Genomic DNA, 21,500 nt, shown 5'->3' on the forward strand with positions numbered 1-21,500 from the left:
GGCTACCCCAAACCCCGGCAGAGCCGACCGTTGGTCGGCTGCCCCAAACCCCGGTAGAGCCGACCGTTGGTCGGCTGCTCCCACAACCAGGCAGCCCACCATGCGCGCGCACCGCCGTTCCCATGTCGTTGCACCGGCCTGCTGGCTGTTGCTGGTCCTGCTGACCGCGTGGGCACTTCCCGTAGCGGCCGCCCCCTTGGCGGCGGACTGGTCATTCCGCCTGCTGCCCGGTGACGCGCGCGGTGCCGCGCACCCCGGCCTGCAGCAGTGGCGCACCGCGCAGGTGCCCGGTGCGGTGCATACCGACCTACTGGCGCAGGGGGTGATCCCCGATCCTTACGTGGGGGCGCCCGAGGCGGACCTGCAGTGGATCGGGCTGGCCGACTGGGAATACCGTGCGCGCTTCGACGTAGACGCGGCCACGCTGGCGCGCGCGCATGCCGAGTTGGCGTTTGAAGGCCTGGACACCTTCGCCACGGTGAGTTTGAACGGGAAACCGCTGTTGCAGGCCAACAACAGCCACCGCACCTGGCGCGCGCGGGTGGACGGCCGGTTGCGTGCCACCGGCAATGAACTGCGCATCGTGTTGCGGTCGCCGATCAGGACCCTGCTGCCGGGCGTGCAGGCGATGCCGCACAAGATCGCCGGCAACTATCCCTCGCCGTATGGCGATGAGCCCAAGGACGCGATGGTCGGCAATTTCGTGCGCAAGCCCGGTTACCACTTCGGTTGGGATTGGGGCCCGCGTTATGTGACCGCGGGGATCTGGCGCCCGGTGCTGCTCGACAGCTGGGATGCACAGCGCTTGACCGACGTGGCCGTGCACACCCGCGCGCTGGACGCCGCGCATGCCGATCTGGCGATCACCGTGCAGGTGGAAAGCGCCGCGCCTGGCACTGCCGCAGTGCGCGTGGAGATGCTGGATCCGGACGGTGTGTCGGTGGCCCGCATCGATCGTGACGCCTCGCTGGGTGCCGGCGACAACGCCATTACCGTGCCGGTCTCGCTCAAACAGCCGCGCCGCTGGTGGCCGGCGGGGCAGGGCGAACAGGCGCGCTATACCGTGCGTGCCACGCTGGCACCGGAGAGTGCTGCGCCACGCCGTATCGAGCAGCGCATCGGCCTGCGCACCGTGGAGCTGCGTCGCGAGGCCGACCGCCAGGGCGGGCAGGGCTTCGCCTTCGTGATCAACGGCGTGCCGATCTTCGCCAAGGGCGCCAACGTCATTCCGTTCGACATGTTCCCGGCGCGGATCGATGCGGCGCGGATCCGCCGCGAACTGACCGCCGCGCGCGATGCCAACATGAACATGCTGCGCAACTGGGGCGGCGGCTACTACGAGGACGACGCATTCTTCGACATCGCCGACGAACTGGGCCTGCTGGTCTGGCAGGACTTCATGTTCGGCGGCGGCATGCAGCCCGGCTACGATCCGGCGTTCCGCGCCAATGTGGTCGCCGAAGCGCGCGACAACGTGCGCCGGCTGCGCCACCATCCCAGCGTGGTGCTGTGGTGTGGCAACAACGAGGAAGAAACCGCGTGGAAGGATTGGGGCCATGGTCGCGACCTGACGGCGGCCGATCCTGCCTTCGCGGCGAAGGTCTGGCAGGGCTACGTCGACCTGTTCGGCAACGACCTGCGCCAGGTGGTGGCCGATGAAGGGCTGGGCGTGCCGTACTGGTCCAGCTCGCCCAGCAACGACCTGGACGACAAGGCCAACGATTCCACCCGTGGTGACAAACACTACTGGCAGGTGTGGGGCAACCCGGCGCTGCCGGTGACCGCCTACCTGCGCGAGACGCCGCGCTTCATGTCCGAATACGGGCTGCAGGCCTGGCCGTCGCTGCGCACGCTGGACGGCATCATTCCGGCCGCCGAGCAGCAGGTGGACAGCGCCACGGTGCGCGCCCACCAGAAATTCATGGCGGGCGAGGGCAACCAGCGCCTGTTGAAGTACATCGAAGACGAGTACGGCGCGCCGCGCGATTTCCCGGCGTTCGTGTACCTCAGCCAGGTGATGCAGGCCGACGGCATCCAGCTGGCCGCGCTGCACCACCGCGCGTCACGGCCGTACACGATGGGCTCGCTGTACTGGCAGCTCAACGATGTGTGGCCGGGGGCGTCGTGGTCCAGCATCGACTACGCAGGCCGCTGGAAGGCGCTGCATTTCCACGCAAAACGCTTCTTTGCCGACCGGGCGGTGGCGGCGTTGCGTGATGACGGGGTGACCCGGGTAAGCCTGCTCAATGATCGCCAGCAGGGATTGCAGGCGACATGGCGGCTGCGCGTGATCGATCTGGATGGGACGCTGCGCCACCAGCAGCGGCACACCGTGGCGTTGCCGCCGCTGTCGGCGTTGGAGGTGGGCCGGTACGAGGATGCATCGCTGCTGCACGGGGCGGATCCGACGCGGACCGTGGCGGTGGTCGAACTGCTGGATGGAACGCAGGTGCTGTCGCAGCAGGTGGTGTACTTCGCCGCGGCCAAGGACCTTGCGCTGACACGGACGAAGATCGACAGCGACCTGCGTGCCGATGGCGAAGGCTATGTGCTCACGTTGCGTTCGCCAACGCTGGTGCGCGCGTTGTGGATCGACTTCGACGACCGGGATGCCACGCTGGACGATAACGCGATGGACCTGGTGCCGGGGGAGGCGAAGACCCTCCGCCTGCGCAGCGATGCGGACCTGGACACGCTGCGCAGCACGCTCCGCCTCACCTCACTGGCCGACGTCCTGCGGTAGAGCCACGCCACGCGTGGCTGGGCGCGGTCCCGGGAAAGCGCGACGTGTAGCCACGCATGGCGTGGCTCTACCCATCCGGTTGTGCATGGCTTCAGGGGGGGCGGCGTGGCGCTACAGCGTGATCTGCTGGAAATTCTCTACGCGGTCATGGCCATGCGTGGCTTCACCGCTGCGCGGCAGCGGGTAGTCGTCCAGGCGGTCGAGCAGGCGGGTCTGCAGACCGGCTTCGCGGGCGGCATCCAGCTCTTCGACCACGTCGGACAGGAACATGATCTGCCCGGCCGGTACGCCGATCGCCTTGACGATATGGCGGTAGCTGTCGGCCTCACGCTTGCCGCCGACTTCGGTGTCGAACCATCCCGAGACCAGACCGGTCAGGTCGCCGGCGTCGCTGAAACCGAAGAACAGCTTCTGCGACGGCACCGAGCCGGACGAGTACACGTACAGCGGCTTGCCTTGCGCATGCCAGCCCTTCAGTACCGCCGCCACTTCCGGATAGAAGTGCGCCTTGTAGTCGCCGCTGCGGTAGCCGCTTTCCCAGATCATGCCCTGCAGCGCCTTCAGGGCCGTGTGCTTGCGGTCCTGGTCGATCCAGCCCTGCAGGGTTTCCACGATCAGGCTGTCCTGGCAGGCACCGCCGATCTCCACGGCCACCGCGTCCAGCCAGCGGCGTACCTCCGGCTGCTGGCCATGCGCGGCGACGAACGCCGGCAGTGCCTTGCGTGCATACGGAAACAGCACGTTCTTGACGAACGAAATGCTGCTGGTGGTGCCTTCGATATCGGTGAGGATGACAGTGGGATGCGGCATGGATCAGTCGGCCTGGTGCTGTGCGGGGTGGTAACGCGGGAACTGCTGGGCGATGTCGCTGCCGGTGAAATGACCGATCCAGCCATCGGCCTCGGTGAAGAAGCGGATCGCCACGAAATTGGGTTCTTCGCCCATGTCAAACCAATGGGTGATGCCATCGGGCACGGCGATCAGGTCGTTCTTGACGCACTCGATCTCGTAGACCTTGCCGTCCACGTGCAGGGTGAACAGCCCGGAGCCGGCGACGAAGAAGCGCACCTCGTCTTCCTTGTGGAAGTGTTCGTCGAGGAACTTCTTTCGCAGTTCGGCGCGGTTGGGGTTGTCCGGGGCGATCGAGGCCACGTCCACGCTCTTGAAGCCGTGCTGGGCCACCAGGCGGTCGATGTCGGTACGGTAGGCAGCGAACACCTCGTCCTGGCTCGCGCCTGGGGCGACCTCATGGGCCGCCTGCCAGCGCTCGAAGGTGACGCCGATCTTCTTCAGTTCGGCTGCGATCGCCTCGCCATCGCGGCTGTCGAACCGTGCGGTATCCGGGGCGGTGTCGTCAAATATACGGAGTCGGCTCATGGCGGCGGCAGCGAGGCGAAAGGGGGGAAGGAAAGGGTACCAGCGCAGCGCCGGATGCGGGGACGTGGGCTGATGGTGAACGGCGGAATACAGATTCCCTTCAGGAATCTGGAGGGTCGACAGCCCACGCGGTAGTGCCGGCCGCTGGCCGGCGCTTCATGAACGTTGGAAGATCTGGAAGAGCCGGCCAGCGGCCGGTATTACCGGAGATGGCGTGGAGCGGGCCAGCGGCCAGTATTACCCGAGATGGCGTGGAGCCGGCCAGCGGCCGGCACTACCGGGACGCGGGCGGTACTGTTCAGCCGCGCAGTTTGCGCAGTTCCAGTTCGCAATGGAACAGGAACTCGAAGGCTTCCATGTGGCGGCGCGCTTCGGCCATGGTGCGGCCCCACGCGTACAGGCCATGGCCGTCGATCAGATAGCCCCAGAGCGGTTGGGTGTCGAGCAGGGCATCGACCTGCGCCGAGAGCACGTCCATGTCCTGGGTATTGGCGAACACCGGCACGTCGATGGCCATCTCGTGGGTACTGTTGCCGTGGAAGGCCTTGAGCAGCTCGTAGCCCTCCAGCCGGATGTGACCCTGCGGCGCATAGAGGCGCGAGGCGATCGTCTGCACCGGCGAATGGGTGTGCAGCACGCAGCCGATCTCGGGGAAGCGGCGGTACAGCTGGGTATGCAGCAGCGTTTCGGCCGACGGGCGCAGCGGACGGCCGATGGCCTTGCCATCGAAATCCACCACCATGATGTCGTCCTCCACCAGCCGCCCCTTGTCCTTGCCGGACACGGTGATCGCCGCATGGCGGTCATCCAGGCGGTGCGAGAAGTTGCTGCTGGTGGCCGGGGTCCAGCCGGCCTGGGCCAGCTCGCGGACGTTGTCGATCAGCAACTGGGCCAGCTCGCTGAGGTGGGCGGTGTCGTAGGGGAACGTGGGGGTGGTCATGGCGGGTATTTTACGGCGCTTCGATGATTCCCGCGCGCGCTTGGTCGTGCCGGCCGTTGGCCGGGACACGTGGACCCAGGATGTTCGTGAGCAGCCGGCCAGCGGCCGGCGCTACCGGGGCGCGTTCGGGATTGCCTGGAGCCGGCCAGCGGCCGGCACTACCCGGGCTGCGTTAGGGATTGCCTGGAGCCGGCCAGCGGCCGGCACTACCCTGGCTGCGTTCGGGATCGCTCGGGGCCGGTATTACCCGCGCAGGCGGCTGTGGCGGTAGCCGTAGCCGAAATAGATTGCAAAGCCCACTGCGGTCCAGACGCCCATCAGCATCCAGTTGTGCGCCGTCATCGCGGTCAGCAGCGCCACGCAGCTGAGCACGCCCAGGCTGCAGATCAGCCACGCCATCGGCATCCGGAACGGACGCGGCAGGTCCGGCTGGGTGCGGCGCAGGATCAGCACGCCGGCGCACACCGCCGCGAAGGCGATCAGGGTGCCCATCGAGGTCAGCTCGCCGAGGATGTCCAGCGGGAACAGCGCTGCCAGCAGGGCGATGCCGATACCGGTGATCACCGTGTTGATGTGCGGGGTGCGGTACTTGGGATGGATCTTGGTGAACACCGGCGGCAGCAGTCCGTCGCGTCCCATGATCATGAAGATGCGCGGCTGCCCGATGATCATCACCAGCACCACCGAGGACAGGCCGATCAATGCGCCGATCTCGACCACGATGCGCAGCCAGCCCAGCTGCGGATGCGCGGCCACGGCGGTGACCACCGGCTCATCGGTGCCCAGCAGGGCGTAGGGCACCAGCCCGGTCATGACCGCGGCCATGGCGATGTACAGCACCGTGCAGATCACCAGCGAGAGCAGCATGCCGATCGGCATGTCGCGCTGCGGCCGGTGCGATTCCTGCGCGGCCACCGAGACGGCCTCGAAGCCGATGTAGGCGAAGAACACCATCGCCGCGCCGCGCAGCACGCCTTCGAAACCGTACTTGCCCGGTCCCTCGTTGGCGGGGATGAACGGGGTCCAGTTGGCCGGGTCGACGTACTTCCAGCCGGCGATGATCACCAGCACGATCAGCCCGGTCTTCAGCACGACCATGGCCATGTTCATCGCCGAGGACTTGCTGATGCCCACGTAGCACAGCCAGGTCAGCAGCAGCACCAGGATGGCGGCCGGAATGTTGGCGATCGCCCCGGTCGGGCGCAGCTGTGCATCCAGCGGGGCACTGACCAGCGCCGCCGGCAGGTGGATGTCGAAATGACTCAGCAGGCTCAGGAAGTAGCCGGTCCAGCTGACCGCCACCGCCGATGCGGAGACGCCATATTCCAGCACCAGCATCCACCCGATGAACCAGGCCGAGAGCTCGCCGAACGTGGCATAGGTATAGGTGTAGGCACTGCCCGACACCGGCACCATCGCCGCGAACTCGGCGTAGGCCATCGCGCAGAACGCACAGCAGATCGCAGCGAGCACGAAGGACAGCATGATCGCCGGGCCGGCGTGGTTGGCCGCCGCCTGACCGGTGATCACGAAGATGCCGCCGCCGATGACCGCGCCGATGCCAAGCGCGGTCAGCCCCCACGGGCCGAGGGTGCGGACCAGGCTCAGGCCGTTGGCGTCTTCATGGGCGGCGTGGGGGTGCTTGGTGGCCCACAGTTGCTTGAACATGGTTTGGGTGTCTTCTCAGGTACGACGTGTCAAAACACCGGGCCGGCGCAAGGCCGGCCCGGCAGCACTCAGGCGGAGGTCTTGTTGAGCTTGCTGTGGCGGATGCCATAGCCGAAGTAGATGCACAGCCCCAGCAGCGTCCAGCCGAGGAACAGGTGCCAATGCACCGCGAAGGCCTGCCAGAACAGGAACAGGCACGACAGCGCGCCCAGCGGGCAGATGATCCACACCACTGGCACGCGGAACGGACGCGGCAGTTCCGGGCGCGTGTAGCGCAGGATCAGCACGCCGATGCAGACCGTGGCGAAGGCCAACAGGGTACCCATTGAAACCAGTTCGCCCAGCACGTTCAGCGGCACCAGGCCGGCCAGCGTGGCAGCCAGCACGCCCACGACAATCGTGGCCCAGTACGGGGTGCGGAAGCGCTTGTGGACCTTGCCGAAGATCTTCGGCAGCAGGCCGTCGCGCGAGATCGTGTAGGCAATGCGGGTCTGGCCCATCATCATCACCAGTACCACCGAGGACAGGCCGGCGATCGCGCCGATTTCCACTGCGGTCTTCAGCCAGGACAGGCTCGGGTAGGCTTCCAGCGCGGTGGCCACCGGCTTGTCGGTGCCCAGCAGGTGGTACGGCAGCATGCCGGTCAGTACCGCGCAGACGATGATGTAGACGATGGTGCACACCGCCAGCGAGCCGAGCAGGCCGATCGGCATGTTGCGCTGCGGGTCCTTGGTTTCACCGGCGGCGGTGGAGACCGCATCGAAGCCGATGTAGGCGAAGAACACGATGGTGGCCGCGCGGAACACCCCGCTCCAGCCGAATTCGCCGGATACGCCGGTGTTTTCGGGGATGAAGGGATGCCAGTTGGCCGGGTCCACATGCGCCGCGCCGATGCCGATGAACAGGCAGATCACAAACACCTTGATGGCCACGATGATGGCGTTGACGAAGGCGGACTGGGTCACGCCCACGTACAGCAGGCCGGTCACCGCCGCCACGATCAGCACCGCGGGCATGTTGAACAGCTTGCCGGAGGAAATGAACTCCTGCCCGGTCCAGGCGATCGGCGCGGCACTGAGCGCGTCGGGGAAGGGCATGTGCAGCGTGGTGGTGATAAAGCTGATCAGGTAGGCCGACCAGCCCACGGCGACCGAGGCCGAGGCGAACAGGTACTCCAGCACCAGGCACCAGCCGATGAACCAGGCCATGCCTTCGCCCAGCGTGGCGTAGGAGTAGGAATAGGCGCTGCCGGAGACCGGCATCATCGCCGCGAACTCGGCGTAGCACAGGCCGGCCAGCGCGCAGGCGAAGCCGGCGAACACGAAGGACAGCATCACCGCCGGGCCGGCATGGTTGGCCGCGGCCTGGCCGGTCAATACGAAAATACCTGCGCCGATCACCGCACCGATGCCGAGCATGATGAGGTGTTTCGCCGTGAGGGTCCGTTTCAACGTGACTTCGCCGTCCAGGCTGCCTTCGATGGGCTCACCGGCATCGACGTGCCCGGCCGGTTCAACCGGTTTTACCCTCAACAGAGACTTCAGCATGCAGTGCTTCCCTAAATGGACAAAGGTGAGGTGCGCGGTACTTTGCCGCACACCCTGATGGCAACTGGGCGCCCCAACGGTGCAGGGCCCGCTGTACCTTAGCCAAAGCTGAAGCCCACGCACAAGCACAAATGCAGCATGGGCCGGCGATAATCGACAAATTCCGCCCCGCGCCCCCGCCCACATGTCGATCGACCCTGAATCCATTGCCGTTGCTGATGCCCACCTGCGCGCCCAACTGGCCGCATATGCGCGGCGCCAGCCTGAACACGCCGCCTTGGCTGACGAATTCAGCACATTGTTGGACGATGCGGAAAACCCGTTCCGGCGCGAGCGCCTGGCCGGCCACTTCACCGGCAGCGCATGGCTGGTCAGCACCGACGGCGCGCGCGTCCTGCTCACCCACCACCGCAAGCTGGACCGCTGGCTGCAGCTGGGCGGCCACGCCGATGGCGACCGCAACCTGGCCCGGGTGGCGCTGAAGGAGGCCGAGGAAGAGTCCGGGCTGAGCGGGCTGGTGCTGGAGGATGGCGAGCTGTTCGACATCGACAAGCACTGGATCCCCGAGCGCAAGGACGTACCCGGCCACTGGCACTACGATGCCCGTTACGTGGTGCGTGCACTGGGCAGCGAGCAGTTCGCGATCAGCGAGGAATCGCTGGCGTTGGCCTGGCGGGATATCCGTGACGTGGCCAATGCGGCGATAGAGACCCCGGACGGTGATGATTCGTTGCCGCGGATGGCGAAGCGCTGGCTGGCGCGGTAACCACCGAAGCACATCGTCCCTTTGCGACGCGCTCGGTCCGGAACGAAAGGCAGCCGAGCATGGCTCGGCTCTACCGGGACCTCGCGCGCACGGGTAGTGCCGAGCCATGCTCGGCAACCGCGCGGCAGCCCGGCAGCGCGCCACCACCGTCCGCAGCCGGATGCCCAACGCCGGCTGGCGCGTCGGTCGCAGTTAACCTCGGTCCGACACCTGGATCAGGCCATCGCGATGCCGGAACGGAAGGCAGCCGAGCATGGCTCGGCTCTACCGGGACCTCGCGAGCACCGGTAGTGCCGAGCCATGCTCGGCAACCGCGCGGCAGCGCGGCACCAAGGCAGCGCGGGACCACGCCACCAAGGCAGCGCCGCATCATTGTCCGCAACCGGATGCCGACGCCGGCTGGCGCGTCGGTCGCGGTTGACCTCGGTCCGACGCCTGGGTCAGGCCGTCGCGATGCCGGAACGAAAGGCAGCCGAGCATGGCTCGGCTCTACCGTCCGCATCCCGGAACGAAAGGCAGCCGAGCGTGGCTCGGCTCTACCGGGACCTCGCGCGCACGGGTAGTGCCGAGCCATGCTCGGCAACCGCGCGCCAGCGCGGCACGACATCCCGCCGCCGGGCAGCCCAGCCGTCGATCAATACAGCACGCGGGTCCGCAGGGTGCCCGGGATCGCGGCCAGTTCTTCGCGCACGGCGGTGGCCTGGGCCTCGCTGGCGGTGATGTCGATGACCACGTAGCCGACCTTGGGGTCGGTGCGCAGGAACTGGCCGTCGATGTTGACGTTGTGGCGCGAGAAGATCTCGTTGACCCGGGACAGCACGCCCGGCACGTTCTGGTGGATGTGCAGCAGGCGCAGGCTGTCTTCGTGCTCGGGCAGGGTGACTTCGGGGAAGTTGACCGCCGACAGGGTGCTGCCGTTGTCGCTGTAGCGGACCAGCTTGGCCGCCACTTCGATGCCGATGTTGTCCTGCGCCTCCAGCGTGCTGCCGCCCACGTGCGGGGTGAGGATCACGTTGTCGTGCGCGGTCAATGGCGACACGAAGGCATCGCCGTTGCCCTTGGGTTCGATCGGGAACACGTCCAGCGCCGCACCGCCGATATGGCCGCTGTGCAGCGCCGCGTCCAGCGCCTCGATGTCCACCACGGTGCCGCGTGCGGCGTTGATCAGGTGGGCGCCGGGGCGCATCCGCGCCAGTTCGGCGGCACCGATCATCCACTGCGTGGCCGGGGTTTCGGGCACGTGTACGGTGACGATATCGGCGCGCGAGAGCAGGTCGTCCAGGCTGATCGCCGCGCGCGCGTTGCCCAGCGACAGCTTGGTTTCCACGTCGTGGAAGATCACCTGCATGCCCATCGCCTCGGCCATCACCCCGACCTGGGTGCCGATGTGGCCATAGCCGATGATGCCCAGCGTCTTGCCGCGCACTTCGTGGCTGCCGGCGGCCGACTTGGACCAGCCGCCGCGATGGCATTCGGCGTTCTTCTGCGGAATGCCACGGGTGAGCATGATCGCTTCGGCGATGACCAGCTCGGCCACGCTGCGGGTGTTGGAGTAAGGCGCGTTGAACACCGGGATGCCGGCCAGCTCGGCTGCGTCCAGGTCCACCTGGTTGGTGCCGATGCAGAAACAGCCCACCGCCATCAGGCGCTTGGCATGGGCCAGTACCTCGGCGCTCAGTTGCGTGCGCGAACGGATGCCGACGATGTGCGCCTCGGCGATGCGCGCTTTCAACTCGTCTTCGGGCAGCGCCTTGCTGTGCAGTTCGATCTGCGAATAGCCGGCGGCGGTGAACACGTCGATCGCGGTCTGGCTCACCCCCTCCAGCAACAGCACGCGGATATCCTGCTTCGGGAAAGAGGTCTTCTTCGGCGACATGGGCAAGGGCGCAGCGTGTAGGGCGGGAGCGCCCAACTATGCCAGAACGGGCAGGCGATTGTGCAGTGCGCCAATGGACGCGGCGATGGTTTCAGATGCATCCGTTGTCACCGCCTGCGGGCATGCCGACGGCCAGGACACCCGCGGGGGTCTGCTACGCTTGGGAACTCCATTGCCCCGTCCCGATGCCATGACCGATCCGCGCCTTTCTTCGCTGTTGCAGGACTGCCCCGGGCTGCGGCTCAAGACCGACCCGGCCGACCTGGAGCACTACGGCCGCGACTGGACCCGGCGCTGGACCCCGGCGCCGCTGGCGATCGCACTGCCGGGCAGCGTCGAGGACGTGCAGGCGATCCTGCGCTGGGCGACCGCGCAGCGCGTGGCCGTGGTGCCGTCGGGCGGCCGCACGGGCCTGTCCGGTGGCGCGGTGGCCGCCCATGGCGAGCTGGTGCTCAGCCTGGAACGGATGAACAAGCCGCTGGCCTTCGATGCGGTGGACCGCACCCTGACCGTGCAGGCCGGCATGGCGCTGGAAGCGGTGCACAACGCCGCGCTGGAACACGGTCTGATCTATCCGGTGGATTTCGCTGCGCGCGGCTCGTGCTCGATCGGCGGCAACATCGCCACCAACGCCGGCGGCATCCGCGTGATCCGCTATGGCAACACCCGCGAGTGGATCGCCGGACTCAAGGTGGTTACCGCCAGTGGCGAGCTGCTTGAGCTCAACAAGGGCCTGATCAAGAACTCCAGCGGCTACGATTTCCGCCAGCTCCTGATTGCTTCCGAAGGCACCCTCGGGGTGATCGTGGAGGCCACGCTGCGGCTGACCGATCCGCCGCCGGCCAGCAACGTGATGCTGCTGGCGCTGCCCAGCTTCGAGGTGCTGATGCAGGTGTTCGCCGCGTTCCGCGAGCGGCTGCAACTGCAGGCCTTCGAATTCTTCACCGACCGCGCGCTGGAACACGTACTGGCACATGGCGCGCAGGCACCCTTTGACCAGGTGCATCCGTTCTACGTAGTCACCGAATTCGCGGCCGGCGACGCGGCGCAGGAAGCCGCGGCGATGGCGGCCTTCGAGGCCTGCATGGAGCAGGGCTGGGTCAGCGATGGCGTGGTCAGTGCGAGCGATGCGCAGGCCGCACAGCTGTGGCGACTGCGCGAAGGCATCACCGAGGCGGTCGCACGCTACAAGCCGTACAAGAACGATGTCTCGGTGCGGATCTCGGCGATGCCCGCGTTCATGGCCGAAACCCAGGCCCTGATCGGCCAGGCTTACCCGCAGTTCGACGTGGTCTGGTTCGGGCATATCGGCGACGGCAACCTGCACATCAACGTGCTCAAGCCCGATGCCACTCCCGACGCCGAGTTCCTGACCCAGTGCGAGCACGTCACCAAGCTGCTGGCGCAGGTACTGGCGCGTTTCGATGGCAGCATCTCGGCCGAGCACGGGATCGGCCTGGTCAAGAAAGGCTATCTGGACAGCACCCGCAGCCTGCCGGAAATCGCGCTGATGAAGGCGGTCAAACGTGCGTTTGATCCACAAGGGCTGCTGAATCCGGGCAAGCTGTTCGACCTGTAGGCCGCGACAGGATTTCACGCAACCTATACGCTCTGTGCTTTCCACCGCGAACGACACCCTGATGATGCGTCCGATCCTGCTTGTTGCCGTGCTTGCTCTGCCGTTGTCGGCGCTGGCCTCCAGTTTCGCCGGTTCTTCGGCCGGTTCCGCCTCCGGCGCCTCCTCAGCCGGCTCGTCCAGCTCGGGCGATGACAAGATCGTGCTCGACGCACGCGAAGATGCCGCCGCGTTCGTCGCCAGCGACGGCGCGATCCGTGGCGCGCGACTGGAAGCGGCGCTGCTGCACCTGCGTGAGCGCGACGTTGCCCAGCGCGACGCCAGCGACCTGGCATTGGCGAAGCGTCTGCTGGCGCGGTGATGCAACCGCGCCGCCGGGCCCGCCGCTGGCGCTGGGCGGCCCTGGCGGCGTTGCTGGCCGCGCCGCTGGCGCACGCTGCGCTGCAGTTGGATCTGCAGACGCAGGGGCTGGATGCCGTCCAGGAGGCGGCCGCGCGCCGCGTGCTGGTGCAGGTGCAGGCGCAGCTCCCCCTCACCTGGCAGGCGCGCTTCGATGCACCGGTGCCGGTGCGCTGGACCGACACACTTCCCGATCACGTGCACGGCCGCGCCCGAAAGGGCGCGATCGCGCTGCGCCGTTCCTTGCTGGACCCGGTGCAGGACGGGGAGCCACTGCCACGTCCGGTGCAGGCCGCGCTGATCCATGAGCTGACCCACATCCTGGACCGCAGCGCGGCGGGCGGCTGGTCGCGCACCGCGCGCTGGCGCGACCTCAGTGGGTGGCAGCAGCGCCCCTGGCGGCTGGGCCGTACCGGCAACGCTTTCAGCGGCCGCAGCCCGGACGACTACGAGCGCAGCAGCCCGGCCGAATACCTGGCGGTCAATGCCGAGTACTTCCTGCTCGACCCCGGCTACGCCTGCCGTCGCCCGGCGCTGGCGGCGTGGTTCGCCGCGCAGATCGGCCCGCTGGCGGACACGCCCGCCTGCGATGCAGCGCTGCCGCTGGTGCAGGCCGAGGAAAACACCGGCGCGGCTTCGCTGCTGGCAGTGGACCCGGCGCGCGTCTACGCGGTCGATTACCTGCTCGCCGAAGGCAACGACCAGATGATGAGTCGCTGGGGCCACAGCATGCTGCGGCTGGTGATCTGCGCACCCGGGCGGTCGCCCGGTCCGGCCTGCCGGATGGACCTGTCCTACCATCGGGTGCTGTCCTTCCGCGCGTTCGTCGGCGATGTCCAGATCTCCAGCTGGCGGGGGCTGACCGGCGCGTATCCGTCGCGGCTGTTCGTGCTGCCGTTGAACCAGGTGATCAACGAGTACACCCAGGTGGAGCTGCGCGGGCTGTCCTCGGTGCCGCTACGGCTGCAGCCGACGGAGATCGCCAGCCTGCTCGAACGCGTGGCGCAGGTGCATTGGAGCTACAACGGGCGCTACAGGTTCGTCAGCAACAACTGCGCGGTGGAGACCGGCAAGCTGCTGCAGGAAGGGGTGCCGCGCTGGGCGACGCCCGGGCTGAATCGGATCACCCCGCGCGGTCTGTTGACGCGACTGGAGCGGCAGGGGCATGCCGATGGAACGGTGCTGGGGGACCGCAGCGAGGCGTTGCGCCAAGGCTACTACTTCGCCTCGGCCGAGGCGTACTACCAGCAGTTGTTCGACGTCGCACGTGCCGAGCTGCCGCTGGGCAGCGCGACGGTCAACGCATGGCTGCAGCGCCCGGCCGCGCAGCGCGCGGCGTGGGTGGAGCAGGGCGGCCTGCGTGCCACCTCGGCGCTGCTCTTGCTGGAACAGGCCGCGCGCCAGCGCGGGGAACTGCGTGCACGTGCCGCGCTGAAGCGTACGCTGGCCCACCCGGCCGACGGCGCGGACGCCGCGCGCGATACGTTGATGGCGCTGCTGCGCGACACCGGCCAACTGGTTACCCCTGCGGCGCTGGTGCCGGGCGGCTACGGCGTACCGCTGGGCAGCGAGCGGGCGGCTGCAGCAGCGGCCACCGCGCGGATCAGCGAACGCGGCGTACCAGCCTGGCAGCAGCTGCAGCACCAGTTGCGCGCGCGCCTGCCGCTGGCGCAGCAGCACGAACTGGCAGTCATCGATGACAACCTGGAGCGCCTCGGCCAGCGCATGCGCACGCTCGCCCGTACCGAGGCCGCTACTGGCGCGGCAGTTCGATGACGAACCGCGCGCCACCCAGCGCGCTGGCCGTGCAGAACACGCGACCGCCATGGGCATCGGCGATTGCCTTGACCACCGCCAGGCCCAGGCCGCTGCCGCCGCGCTGCCGCGAGCGCGAGCCATCGCCACGCAGGAACGGCTCGAAAATCTGCGCGCTGACGTTCGGGTCGATCCCCGGGCCTTCGTCATCGACGGATACCTGCACGTGGGTGGCGGTGTCGTGCACGGCGATCCGCACCCGCCCCGGCGTGGCGTAGCGCCGCGCGTTGTCGAGCAGGGCCAGCAGCGCCTGGCGCACGCGGGTGGGATCGCAGTGGGCCGGATGCTCCTCGCGCGAGGTCTCCAGCTCCAGCACGAAGCCGCCGCTGCGGAAGCCGGGATCGACCAGGGTCATCACCGAGTGCACTTCCTGCACCACGTCGCTGCGGGCCCGGCGCACGTCCAGCCGCGCGCTGTCGGCCAGGCTGAGCACGCGCAGGTCTTCGATCAACCGCGACAAGCCTTCGACCTGCGCCAACAGGCTGCGGAACTGGGCCTCATCGGGCTGGAACACACCCTCGGCAAGACCCTGCAGGCGACCGCGCAGGATGGTGACGGGGGTGCGCAGTTCATGGGCGATCGCCGCGTGCCACATCGCCCGGTCGGCGTCCTGGTTCTGCAGGCGCCGGGCCATCGCATTGAAGTCATCCACCAGCAGGGCCACCTCGCCCAGTGAGCGGTCGCTTGCCGTAGCGCGTGCGCCGAGGTCGCCCTCGGCGAGCCTGCCGATGCTGTCGACCACCGCGTTGAGCGGGGTGAGGATGCGCTGGGAAAGCCGCACCGACGCCGCCACCGCCAGCGTCAGGCCGATCAGCGTGACCCCGGCCATCCACACCAGCTCCGGGCCGGTGGGCGCCCAGTCCACCGGCTCGTCGGCATTGGGATAGAACTCCAGCAGCACGGCATACAGCAGGTAGGAGCTGAGGATCATCATCACGATGACCGCCAGCACCATCAACGACATCGACACCACGATGTGCCGGCTCAGGCCCGGGCGGCGCATCAATGGTCCGCCGCGAGCCGGTAGCCGACCCCGCGCACGCTGGCCGGCACGTTTTCCAGGCCGACGTCATCGAGCTTGCGCCGCAGTTTGCTGACGTGGCTGTCGACGGTACGCTCCAGCGCCTCGCTTTCGGGCAGGCACTGGTGCATCAGCTCGCTGCGGCTGAAGATCCGTGACGGCGCCAGGGCCATGCAGTGCAGCAGCTTGAACTCGGTCAGGGTCAGCAGCAGTTCGTGGCTGTAACCCTCACCCTCGACATGCACGCAATGGTGCTCGGCATCGATCAGCAGCGTGCCCACGCGCAGGATGCCGGGCGGGGCGGCCGGGCGTGCATTCAACGTGCGTCGCAACACGGCGCGGGCGCGCGCGGCCACTTCGGCCGGATTGAACGGCTTGACCACGTAGTCGTCGGCGCCCATGCGCAGCGCGGTCAGCTTGTCCAGGTCCTGGTCCAGTGCGGTGAGCATGATGACCGGGGTGTCGCCGCGTTGGCGCAGGGTGTTGAGCACCGTCCAGCCATCCATCCCGGGCATCTGCACGTCCAGCAGGATCAGGTCCGGTCGGGCGCTGCGATGCAGCGCCAGCGCGTGCAGGCCATCCTGGGCGCGCAGCGTGCGCAGGCCTTCGCGATGCAGGTACGCGGCGATGATGTCGGCGATCTCGGGTTCGTCTTCGACGATCAGGACGAGCCCGTTGAGCGAGCGGTCCCAGTGCGCGGCGGCGCTGGGTGAATCGGTGGCGTGCATGCGGGGCAGGGCCAGAAGGTGCTTGTTCTCCATCGTATCTCCACAGTTCCTCCATCGAAACCCCACGCAGGCGCTGCAGACTTCGCCATTCATGATTCTGGTCGCGCGTGCGGCCCTGTGCTGCTGATGAAAACCAACAGGATTCAAACCGCTGTATGGGCGGTGCTTGCGGTCATGCTTGCGGCATGTGCCAGGGAAACGGTGGCGCCGGTGGCGGCGCCGGAGGTGAGCGTGGTGTCGCTTTCGTCTGCGACGGTGCAGCGCGACGATGAACTGCCGGGACGTGTGGCGGCGGTGCGTACGGCGCAGATCCGCGCGCAGGTGGGCGGGATCGTGCAGCGGCGGCTGTTCGCGCAGGGAGCGGAGGTGCAGGCCGGTACGCCGCTGTTCCAGATCGACCCGGCCGCCTTCCGTGCGGAGGTGGACAGTGCGCGGGCGTTGCTGCAACGCAGTGAGGCGGCGTTGGCGCGGACGCGGGTGCAGTCGGAGCGGTTGGGTTCGCTGGCGGCGGCGCAGGCGGTGAGCCAGCAGGCGCGCGATGACGCGCATGCCGAGCACCAACAGGCAGTGGCGGACGTGGCACAGGCGCGTGCGACGCTGGCGCGGCGGCAGCTGGATCTGCGCTATGCCACGGTGGAGTCGCCTATCGCCGGGCGTATCGATCAGGCGCTGGTGACCGAAGGGGCGCTGGTGACCGCGAGCGATGCGACGCCGATGGCGGTGGTGCAGCAGTTGGACCAGGTGTACGTGGATGTGCGCCAACCGGCGTCGATGCTGGAGGGTATCCAGCGTGCGGTGGTGGCCGGTCAGCTGGATGCGGCGAAGGGCTTGCCGGTGACATTGCTGGGGTCGGGCGGGACGCCGTATGCGGAGCAGGGCCGGATGCTGTTTTCGGGGATCAATGTGGACGCGGAGACCGGCGATATCGTGTTGCGGATCGTGGTGGACAACCCGGCGCGGCGGTTGTTGCCGGGGATGTTCGTGCGGGCGCGGGTGCCGCGCGGGATACAGGTGGGTGCGTTGTTGGTGCCGCAGCAGTCAGTGCTGCGCAGTACGGGCGGGCAGTCGTATGCATGGGTGGTGGATAAGGAGGCCAAGGCGGTGATCCGGACGATCGAGGTGGATGGTCTGGTGGACCGGCAGTACGTGGTGAGCCACGGGCTGCAGGCGGGCGAGCGGGTAGTGGTGGAGGGGCAGGAGCGGTTGCAGGAAGGGATGGCGGTGACGGCCCGGCCCTGGCAGCCGGCTGCTGCTGGTGTGAAGGCGAAAAGCGAAAGCTGAAAGGCCAGAGCTGCCTTCAGAACCTGCTCTGTGGCTGGGCCGGGGCGGGTAGGTTCACGGGACACGCCGCAAGTACGTCCGTGTAGGCTCCGTCGCGCCATCCATGGCGCTCAGGGTCCCGTGAACCCACCCACCCCGACCCTCGACAGTGGGCTGGTGGCCTTGGGCGAGCAACAAGCGACGCAACGTCCGTATGTCCTTTGCGTCGCTGCGCGGCTGTAGCAGGGCGGGCTTCGGGCTGAGCGCAAAGGCTTGGGATAAAGCTCGCTGACGCGCTGGTCGCTTCGCTCTCCTGTGCGCACCGAAATGTGTCAGGGGCTGGTGGGGGTGGGTTGGCGGGACCCTGAGCCGCATGGATGCGGCGACGGAGCTTACATGGGTGAGGGCGCATTGCTTGCGAGGCATTGCCTCGCATGCGACCGAACGCCCAGCCGCCAGCGGCTGGGCCGTGCCGCGGAGCGGGACTTGCAGCGTGTCCCGCAACCCCACCCGCACCTGCCCAGCCCGGTGCAGGCGCGGACAGTAGCTCTTGCTCTTGCATCGCAGTGGCTTGAGCAATCCCGCAGTACGACGAAGAACCTTTTTTGTGGATGACGATGCCACTGCACCGGCTGCTTTCGCGGCGGTGCGCCGGCGAGAGGAAGTTGCATGCCGCAGTTTTTCATTGAGCGCCCGGTGTTTGCGTGGGTGCTGGCAATTTTCGTGGTGCTGGCCGGAGCGCTGGCCATTCCGCGCCTGGCGATCGAGCGCTATCCCAGCGTTGCGCCGCCCAGCATCAGCATCTATGCCAGCTATCCCGGCGCGTCGGCGCAGACCATGAACGATGCCGTGGTCGGGCTGATCGAGCGCGAGCTGTCCGGGGTCAAGCACCTGCTGTATTTCTCCTCGTCCACCGACACCTCGGGCGAGGCCTCCATTACCGCTACCTTCCGCCCGGGCACCGATCCGGAGCTGGCCCAGGTGGACGTACAGAACCGCATCAAGGCGATCGAATCGCGGCTGCCGCAGGCGGTGCGCCAGAACGGGCTTGGCGTGGAGGCCGCCGATTCGGGCTTCCTGATGCTGGTCGGGCTGCGCTCCACCGATGGCCGCCTGGACGAAGTGGCCCTGAGCGACTACATGGCGCGCAACATCGTCGAAGAACTGCGGCGCATCGACGGCGTGGGTCGCGTGCAGCTGTTCGGTGCCGAACGCGCCATGCGGATCTGGGTCGACCCGGCCCAGCTGGTGGCCTACCGCCTCACCCTGGGCGACCTGACCACCGCGATCAGCGAACAGAACGCGCAGATCGCCCCCGGCCGGGTCGGCGATTCGCCGGCGCTGCCGGGCCAGCGGGTCACCATTCCCCTCACCGTGGAGGGCCAGCTGAGTACGCCGGAGGCGTTCGCGGCCATCGTGCTGCGCGCCAATCCGGACGGCTCCCGGGTGGTCATCGGTGATGTGGCCCGGGTCGAGCTGGGCGCGGAAAACTATGCGTGGTCCACACGCGAAAACGGCGCGCCGGCAACCGCCGCGGCCATCCAGTTGTCGCCCGGCGCCAACGCAGTGAAGGTGGCCGGCGCGGTGCGCGCGCGCATGGCCGAACTCGCGCCGACCCTGCCGGTGGGCATGGAGTCCACGGTGCCGTTCGACACCGCGCCATTCGTGGCGATCTCGATCCAGAAAGTGCTGATTACCCTCGTCGAGGCGATGGTGCTGGTGTTTGCGGTGATGTACCTGTTCCTGCAGAACATCCGCTACACACTCATCCCGGCCATCGTGGCGCCGATCGCGCTGCTGGGCACCTTCGCGGTGATGCTGGCGGCGGGCTTCTCGATCAACGTGCTGACCATGTTCGGCATGGTGCTGGCGATTGGCATCATCGTCGACGATGCCATCGTGGTGGTGGAAGGCGTCGAGCGGATCATGGCCGAAGAAGGCCTGCCACCCCGCGAGGCCACCGCCAAGGCGATGAAGGAGCTCACCGGTGCGGTGGTCGGCATCACCCTGGTGCTGACCGCCGTGTTCATTCCCATGGCGCTCGCCGATGGTTCGGTGGGCGCGATCTACCGGCAGTTCAGCCTGGCCATGGCGGTATCGATCCTGTTCTCGGCGCTGCTCGCGCTGACCCTTACCCCCGCGCTGTGTGCCACGCTGCTCAAACCGAGCACGCGCGGCCACCATGGGCGAGGCGGCTTCTTCGGTGCGTTCAATCGCGGCATGGCGCGCATGACCGACGGCTACCAGGGGCGGGTAGTGCGCATCCTGCAGCGCGGTGGGCGCAGCATGGCCGTGTTCGCCGCCCTCGTGGTGGCGTTGGGGATGGGTCTGCACCTGCTGCCCGGCGCGTTCCTGCCCGAAGAGGACCAGGGCTACTTCATGACCTCCATCCAGCTGCCGGCCGATGCCACCGCCGAGCGCACCCTGGAGGTGATGCAACGCTACGAGGCGCACCTCGCCGCACGCCCGGGCATCGCCTCCAACCAGGCGATCATGGGCTACAGCTTCGCGGGGTCCGGGCCGAACGCGGCGATGGCCTACACCATGCTCACCGAGTGGGACGCGCGCGCCGGTGCCACCGTGGCCGACGAGGTGGAACGTGCGCAGCAGGCCATGGCCGCCGCGCCGGAAGGCCAGGTGATCGTGGTGACCCCGCCGGCCATCGACAGCCTGGGCACCTCGTCCGGGTTCGACCTGCGCCTTCAGGCCCGTAGCGGCCAGAGCCCGGCGCAGCTTCAGGCGGCACAACAGCAGCTGCTGGCGCTGGCCGCCGCCAGCCCGCGGCTGCGCGACGTGCATGCCGAAGGCCTGCCAGCGGGCAGCACCGTGCGGTTGGAGATCGACCGACACAAGGCGCAGGCCATGGGCGTGGGCTTCAGTGCGATCAGTGACACGCTGTCGGCGGCGATGGGCTCGCAGTACGTCAACGATTTCCCCAATGCAGGCCGCCTGCAACAGGTGATCGTGCAGGCAGACGCACCGCACCGCATGCAGGTGGATGACGTGCTCAAGCTGCATGTGCGCAATGCCAATGGCGGCATGGTGGCGTTGGCCGAGCTGGTCACCCCGGTGTGGTCGCAGACGCCCTTGCAGCTGGAGCGCTACCAGGGCTTCCCGTCGCTGAGCCTGTCCGGCAATGCGGCAGCGGGCGCGTCCAGCGGCCAGGCCATGGCCGAGATGGAGCGGCTGGCGCGGCAGTTGCCGGCCGGCTTCGCACTGGCCTGGACCGGGCAGTCGCTGCAGGAGCGCGCCTCCGGTGCGCAGGCGCCGTGGCTGATGCTGCTGTCGATGCTGGTGGTGTTCCTGGTGCTGGCCGCGCTGTATGAAAGCTGGTCGATCCCGGCGGCAGTGCTGCTGGTGGTGCCGCTGGGCCTGCTGGGCGCGGTGGCGGCCGTGCTGTTGCGCGGGTTGCCCAACGATGTGTTCTTCAAGGTCGGAATGATCACCGTGATCGGGCTGTCGGCCAAGAACGCGATCCTGATCGTGGAGTTTGCGCGCCAGCTGCAGTTGCAGGGGCATGGCCTGGTTGACGCGGCGATCGAGGCGGCACGGCTGCGGCTGCGCCCGATCCTGATGACGTCGCTGGCGTTCGCGCTTGGCGTGGTGCCGTTGATGCTGGCCACCGGCGCGTCGGCTGAAACCCAGCATGCGATCGGCACCGGGGTATTCGGCGGGATGCTGACCGCCACCGTGCTGGCGGTGTTCTTCGTGCCGCTGTTCTACGTACTGGTGCAGGGCGCACGCCGCTGGCGCTGGCCATGGCGGCAAGGCCGGGAGGAATGAG

15 protein-coding genes are annotated in these 21,500 nt (G+C 67.9%); 7 read left to right on the plus strand and 8 right to left on the minus strand.

Going from position 1 to position 21,500, the window contains the following annotated elements; genetic code table 11:
* Positions 1 to 100: 100 nt before the first annotated feature.
* Positions 101 to 2,743: a glycoside hydrolase family 2 protein gene (locus NR101_RS03240; RefSeq protein ID WP_256773880.1), complete on the plus strand. Its 2,643-nt coding sequence runs from the start codon at positions 101 to 103 to the stop codon at positions 2,741 to 2,743.
* A gap of 111 nt (positions 2,744 to 2,854) precedes the next feature.
* Here the strand turns inward: NR101_RS03240 and mtnC are convergent, their stop codons facing one another.
* The 5 genes from mtnC to NR101_RS03265 form a co-directional block, all read right to left on the minus strand.
* Positions 2,855 to 3,553, minus strand: a complete 699-nt coding sequence (mtnC, locus tag NR101_RS03245) for an acireductone synthase (protein ID WP_256773879.1) — start codon at positions 3,551 to 3,553, stop codon at positions 2,855 to 2,857.
* Positions 3,554 to 3,556: 3 nt separating this feature from the next.
* Positions 3,557 to 4,120 (minus strand): acireductone dioxygenase, encoded by a 564-nt coding sequence (locus NR101_RS03250; protein WP_256773878.1) that lies wholly within the window; start codon positions 4,118 to 4,120, stop codon positions 3,557 to 3,559.
* Between the two features lie 298 nt (positions 4,121 to 4,418).
* The gene (locus tag NR101_RS03255) at positions 4,419 to 5,060 is read right to left on the minus strand and encodes a methylthioribulose 1-phosphate dehydratase (RefSeq protein WP_256773877.1); all 642 of its coding nucleotides are present in this window, start codon (positions 5,058 to 5,060) and stop codon (positions 4,419 to 4,421) included.
* A 243-nt stretch (positions 5,061 to 5,303) separates the two neighbouring features.
* Positions 5,304 to 6,728, minus strand: coding sequence for an amino acid permease (locus NR101_RS03260; RefSeq protein ID WP_256773876.1), 1,425 nt, complete (start codon positions 6,726 to 6,728; stop codon positions 5,304 to 5,306).
* A 68-nt stretch (positions 6,729 to 6,796) separates the two neighbouring features.
* Entirely contained in the window at positions 6,797 to 8,275 is a 1,479-nt protein-coding gene (locus NR101_RS03265; protein WP_256773875.1) for an amino acid permease, read from the minus strand.
* Positions 8,276 to 8,459: 184 nt separating this feature from the next.
* Here NR101_RS03265 and NR101_RS03270 point away from each other — a divergent pair, with 184 nt between their 5' ends.
* On the plus strand, positions 8,460 to 9,041 hold the full coding sequence (locus NR101_RS03270) for an NUDIX hydrolase (protein ID WP_256773874.1): 582 nt from the start codon (positions 8,460 to 8,462) through the stop codon (positions 9,039 to 9,041).
* Between the two features lie 634 nt (positions 9,042 to 9,675).
* On the opposite strand, the gene serA is transcribed toward NR101_RS03270, so the two are convergent.
* Positions 9,676 to 10,917: a phosphoglycerate dehydrogenase gene (gene serA / locus NR101_RS03275; RefSeq protein ID WP_256777202.1), complete on the minus strand. Its 1,242-nt coding sequence runs from the start codon at positions 10,915 to 10,917 to the stop codon at positions 9,676 to 9,678.
* Positions 10,918 to 11,107: 190 nt separating this feature from the next.
* On the opposite strand from serA, the gene NR101_RS03280 reads away from it, so the two are divergent.
* The 3 genes from NR101_RS03280 to NR101_RS03290 all read left to right on the plus strand — a co-directional run bounded on the left by NR101_RS03280 (position 11,108) and on the right by NR101_RS03290 (position 14,668).
* Positions 11,108 to 12,496, plus strand: a complete 1,389-nt coding sequence (locus NR101_RS03280; RefSeq protein ID WP_256777201.1) for an FAD-binding oxidoreductase — start codon at positions 11,108 to 11,110, stop codon at positions 12,494 to 12,496.
* A 61-nt stretch (positions 12,497 to 12,557) separates the two neighbouring features.
* Positions 12,558 to 12,854, plus strand: coding sequence for a DUF2388 domain-containing protein (locus NR101_RS03285; protein WP_256777200.1), 297 nt, complete (start codon positions 12,558 to 12,560; stop codon positions 12,852 to 12,854).
* Complete coding sequence (locus NR101_RS03290; protein WP_256777199.1) at positions 12,854 to 14,668, plus strand: DUF4105 domain-containing protein; 1,815 nt, start codon at positions 12,854 to 12,856, stop codon at positions 14,666 to 14,668. The genes NR101_RS03285 and NR101_RS03290 overlap by 1 nt, the downstream gene beginning before the upstream one ends.
* Here the strand turns inward: NR101_RS03290 and NR101_RS03295 are convergent.
* On the minus strand, positions 14,646 to 15,710 hold the full coding sequence (locus NR101_RS03295; protein WP_256777198.1) for an ATP-binding protein: 1,065 nt from the start codon (positions 15,708 to 15,710) through the stop codon (positions 14,646 to 14,648). The two genes, NR101_RS03290 and NR101_RS03295, sit on opposite strands and share 23 nt — an antisense overlap.
* A complete protein-coding gene (locus tag NR101_RS03300) occupies positions 15,710 to 16,456 on the minus strand; it encodes a response regulator (RefSeq protein WP_256777209.1) in 747 nt (248 codons plus the stop codon). Before NR101_RS03300 ends, NR101_RS03295 begins: the two co-directional genes overlap by 1 nt.
* An 18-nt stretch (positions 16,457 to 16,474) precedes the next feature.
* On the opposite strand from NR101_RS03300, the gene NR101_RS03305 reads away from it, so the two are divergent.
* Both NR101_RS03305 and NR101_RS03310 read left to right on the plus strand, forming a co-directional pair.
* Complete coding sequence (locus NR101_RS03305) at positions 16,475 to 17,737, plus strand: efflux RND transporter periplasmic adaptor subunit (protein ID WP_256777700.1); 1,263 nt, start codon at positions 16,475 to 16,477, stop codon at positions 17,735 to 17,737.
* A 648-nt stretch (positions 17,738 to 18,385) separates the two neighbouring features.
* Positions 18,386 to 21,499 carry a multidrug efflux RND transporter permease subunit gene (locus tag NR101_RS03310; RefSeq protein ID WP_256777197.1) on the plus strand — a complete coding sequence of 1,038 codons (3,114 nt, stop codon included), beginning with the start codon at positions 18,386 to 18,388 and terminating at the stop codon, positions 21,497 to 21,499.
* Position 21,500: the final 1 nt, after the last annotated feature.

Origin of the sequence: Stenotrophomonas sp. Ste86, from assembly GCF_024519465.1 — a bacterium.
In the GTDB taxonomy this organism is placed as follows: domain Bacteria; phylum Pseudomonadota; class Gammaproteobacteria; order Xanthomonadales; family Xanthomonadaceae; genus Stenotrophomonas.

Bases quoted from the DNA above. Each gene is read 5' to 3' on its own strand.
- NR101_RS03240 (WP_256773880.1), top strand. From the start codon at position 101: ATGCGCGCGCACCGCCGTTCCCATGTCGTTGCACCGGCCTGCTGGCTG.
- mtnC (WP_256773879.1), bottom strand. From the start codon at position 3,553: ATGCCGCATCCCACTGTCATCCTCACCGATATCGAAGGCACCACCAGC.
- NR101_RS03250 (WP_256773878.1), bottom strand. From the start codon at position 4,120: ATGAGCCGACTCCGTATATTTGACGACACCGCCCCGGATACCGCACGG.
- NR101_RS03255 (WP_256773877.1), bottom strand. From the start codon at position 5,060: ATGACCACCCCCACGTTCCCCTACGACACCGCCCACCTCAGCGAGCTG.
- NR101_RS03260 (WP_256773876.1), bottom strand. From the start codon at position 6,728: ATGTTCAAGCAACTGTGGGCCACCAAGCACCCCCACGCCGCCCATGAA.
- NR101_RS03265 (WP_256773875.1), bottom strand. From the start codon at position 8,275: ATGCTGAAGTCTCTGTTGAGGGTAAAACCGGTTGAACCGGCCGGGCAC.
- NR101_RS03270 (WP_256773874.1), top strand. From the start codon at position 8,460: ATGTCGATCGACCCTGAATCCATTGCCGTTGCTGATGCCCACCTGCGC.
- serA (WP_256777202.1), bottom strand. From the start codon at position 10,917: ATGTCGCCGAAGAAGACCTCTTTCCCGAAGCAGGATATCCGCGTGCTG.
- NR101_RS03280 (WP_256777201.1), top strand. From the start codon at position 11,108: ATGACCGATCCGCGCCTTTCTTCGCTGTTGCAGGACTGCCCCGGGCTG.
- NR101_RS03285 (WP_256777200.1), top strand. From the start codon at position 12,558: ATGATGCGTCCGATCCTGCTTGTTGCCGTGCTTGCTCTGCCGTTGTCG.
- NR101_RS03290 (WP_256777199.1), top strand. From the start codon at position 12,854: ATGCAACCGCGCCGCCGGGCCCGCCGCTGGCGCTGGGCGGCCCTGGCG.
- NR101_RS03295 (WP_256777198.1), bottom strand. From the start codon at position 15,710: ATGCGCCGCCCGGGCCTGAGCCGGCACATCGTGGTGTCGATGTCGTTG.
- NR101_RS03300 (WP_256777209.1), bottom strand. From the start codon at position 16,456: ATGCACGCCACCGATTCACCCAGCGCCGCCGCGCACTGGGACCGCTCG.
- NR101_RS03310 (WP_256777197.1), top strand. From the start codon at position 18,386: ATGCCGCAGTTTTTCATTGAGCGCCCGGTGTTTGCGTGGGTGCTGGCA.